Genomic DNA, 594 nt, shown 5'->3' with positions numbered 1-594 from the left:
GACGTTAAGCTGGCTTTCGATGCTGTATCTGCCGTGGCCTTTTACTTTCATTATTGTGCTGTTGATGTGGAGCGCCGTGCGTCTGCCACGAATGGAAGCCTTTTTGATCTTCCTTACCACGGTGATGATGGTGTCGCTGATGATGGCCGCGGATCCCTCCCTGCTTGCTACGCCGCGTACGTACCTGATGAGCCATATGCCGTGGCTACCGTTTTTGCTGATCCTGCTGCCCGCCAACATCATGACCATGGTGATGTATGCCTTTCGTGCGGAACGCAAACACATTTCCGAAAGCGAAACCCACTTTCGGAACGCGATGGAATATTCCGCTATCGGTATGGCGTTAGTGGGCACCGAGGGACAATGGCTGCAAACCAACAAAGCGCTCTGCCAGTTTCTCGGGTACAGTCAGGAAGAGCTGCGCGGACTCACCTTTCAGCAACTGACCTGGCCGGAGGATCTCAATAAAGATCTCCAACAGGTTGAAAAGCTGATAAGCGGTGAAATAAACACCTATTCAATGGAAAAACGCTACTACAACCGCAATGGCGATGTTGTCTGGGCGTTGCTTGCCGTCTCACTGGTGCGCCACAC

General features: G+C 52.5%; 1 protein-coding gene. It reads left to right on the top strand.

Going from position 1 to position 594, the window contains the following annotated elements:
- The coding region (locus tag E0L35_RS25405) for a PAS domain S-box protein (RefSeq protein WP_138801725.1) at nucleotides 1-594 on the top strand (594 nt) is incomplete at both ends.

Source organism: Halomonas sp. ATBC28, assembly GCF_005937175.1.
Lineage (GTDB): Bacteria > Pseudomonadota > Gammaproteobacteria > Pseudomonadales > Halomonadaceae > Vreelandella > Vreelandella titanicae.
The sequence above is the reverse complement of the archived record's forward strand: the minus strand, read 5'-3'. Positions and strand labels throughout refer to the sequence as shown.